Source organism: Bradyrhizobium sp. (assembly GCF_019242285.1).
Lineage (GTDB): Bacteria > Pseudomonadota > Alphaproteobacteria > Rhizobiales > Xanthobacteraceae > Bradyrhizobium.
In genome coordinates this window covers 1-2,656 of the sequence record NZ_JAFAVV010000605.1, presented here as the reverse complement: position 1 = coordinate 2,656, position 2,656 = coordinate 1, and the positions used below count along the sequence as shown (strand labels likewise).

General features: G+C 61.2%; 2 protein-coding genes. Both read right to left on the bottom strand.

Annotation, left to right across the window (positions count from 1 at the left end):
- Nucleotides 1-1,770: efflux RND transporter permease subunit (locus JOY90_RS24705; RefSeq protein ID WP_291693728.1), on the bottom strand; the 1,770-nt coding region annotated here is incomplete at its 3' end.
- A partial coding sequence (locus tag JOY90_RS24700; protein WP_291693727.1) for an efflux RND transporter periplasmic adaptor subunit occupies nucleotides 1,767-2,656 on the bottom strand: 890 nt, incomplete at its 5' end. The genes JOY90_RS24700 and JOY90_RS24705, both read right to left, overlap by 4 nt.

Below are 2,656 nucleotides of genomic sequence, written 5' to 3'. Positions count from 1 at the left end.
GATGTTGGAGTCCCCCTTCAGCAGCCCCTCGAAGCGTTCGACTTCGCGCTCGGTTGCGTAAATCGACGAATCCTGAGGGAGACTAAGATCGATGACCAGCTCCGGCCGGTCAGAAGCAGGGAAAAATTGCTGTTGGATAAAGCCGTAGCCATACAGCGACGCGGCAAAGAACGCGATCGTAGCGGCGATGACGAGCCAGCGGGCGCGCATGCAAAACAGAAGGGCCGCGCGAAACAGCCGCATGAAGCGGCCGGGTTCGCCATGGCCGCCGCCGTGCGATTTCATCGTCTTCGGCAGAATCGTGACGCCTATGACGGGCGCGAAAAGGACTGCGACGATCCACGAGGCCAATAGCGCAACGGCGATCACAGCAAACAGCGAATAGCAGTATTCGCCGGCGCCGCTCTTGGCGAAGCCAATCGGCACAAAGCCGGCGACGGTGACGAGGGTTCCGGTCAGCATTGGAAATGCAGTCGTCACCCAGGCATGCGTGGCCGAGTGCTCGCGGTCGACCCCCGCCTCCAATTGGCTGACCATCATCTCGATCGTGATCATCGCGTCGTCGACCAAGAGGCCGAGCGCAATAATCAGCGCGCCCAGGGAGATGCGCTGCAGGCTGATCCCCGAAGACTCCATGTAGACGAAGACCATCCCAAGCACGAGCGGGATCGAGCACGCGACGACGACGCCGGCGCGGAGGCCGAGGCTCAAGAAGCTGACGCCGAGGACAATCGCGATCGCTTCCCAGAGAGCCTTCGTGAAACCGCCGACCGCTTCCTCGACGACAACCGGCTGGTCGGCGACGAGGTGCGCCTCGACGCCGATCGGCAATTTCGCGACGATCTGCTCCATCTTGTGCGACACGGCCTCGCCAAAGACGAGGTTATTGCCGCCCTGTGCCATCGAGATGGAGAGCCCGATCGCCGGTTCGCCGTTGAACCGGAACATCGGCTGCGGCGGGTCCGAATACCCTTTGCTGATCGAAGCGACGTCCGCGAGCCGGAAGAATTTGCCATTGGCGTAAAGGTTGATGCGCTTCAGATCATCTACCGAATTGAACGCGCCGGAGACGCGGATCGCGTATCTCTCGACACCGGTTTGAATGATGCCGGACGGCGTCACGGCGTTCTGTTCCTGTAGGCTCTGGATCACCTCGTCACGGCTGACACCAAGCCCCGCCAGCTGGTGCGTGTCGAATTCGAGATAGAATTTCTGGTTCTGCGCCCCGATCAGCTGCGCTTTCGCCGAATTCTTGACCGTCAATATCTGTGTGCGAATTCGTTCGACGTAGTCGCGCAATTCACGGTGCGTAAATCCGTCGGCCGTGAACGCGTAGATAATGCCGAAAACGTCGCCGAACTCGTCATTGAAGCTCGGTCCGACAATGCCCTGCGGCAATGTCGCCTTTATGTCGGCGACCTTTTTGCGGACCTGGTACCAGACGTCCGGGATCGCCTCCTTCGGGGTATTGTCGAGAACATTGACGTAGATTGTCGAGATCCCAGCCTTAGTTTCGCTCTTGAGGTAATAGAGCGATGGCGTCTCCTGCAGTTTCTTCTCGATACGGTCGGTGACCTGCAGCATCGTGTCATCGATTGTCGCGCCCGGCCAGTAGGTCCGCACGAGCATTGTCTTGATCGAAAAGGACGGATCCTCCTCTCGCCCGAGCTCCCGGTAGGAGAGCACGCCGGCAACGACAAACAGGATCATCAAAAACCAGACGAAAGGGCGGTGATTGATCGCCCATTCGGAAAGATTGAAGCCTGTCACTGCACGGTCCCCGCGTCCATCAGGGCGACCTTCTGGCCCGGCAGCAATTTCTGCACTCCGGCGGTAACGACCACGTCGCCTTGCGCCAGACCGTCGCCGACGATGACCGAGTCGCCCTGGTAGCGCTGCACCGTGATCGGCTTCAACTGCACCGTATTGTCCTTCTCGACGAGCCAGACGGCGGGCTTTCCGTCCTTCTGGAACAGCGCGCTTCCCGGTATCGCGACGGTCTCCCCCTGATCCAAGGTAACCGTGCCGACGACATTGGCGCCGAGCCGCATCTGCGACGGCGCCTCCGGCAATGAGACGCGTACGGTGTAAGTGCGAGTGGCGGGGTCAGCTTGCGGCGAGATGTAGCGGACCGTACCCACCGTCTCGATTTCCGGGTTGCTGACGAGGTGAACCGTTACCGTCGGGTCCTTCGGGCGGTTCTTGAAGGCACCCTCGGCGATATTGAACACCGCCTCGCGTTCGCCGGGCTGCGCAAGACGGGCCACCATCTGTCCGGCGCTGACGACCTGCCCCGGATCTGAGCCTATGGCGGAAATGACGCCGTCGGCGTCGGCCTTGAGGTCTGTGTAGCCGAGGTTCTCGCTGGCCTGGGTCTGCCGGGCGCGCGCGGCGTCGAGCTGGGCTTGCGCGGTCTTGAATGTCTTCAGCGCCTGATCATACGCGACTTGAGTGGTGTGGCCATTCTTCAGCAGTTCGCGCTGGCGGTATTCCTGAGCTTGGCTCCGTGTTACCTCGGCCTCGGCCTTGGCGACCTCGGCCTTGGCCACCTCGAATTCTTGGCGGTATTGCTGCGGATCGAGGCGCGCCAGGAGCTGGTCTTTCTTCACCTCGGTCCCGACATCGACGGGCCGGTCGAGGATCTTGCCGTTGACCC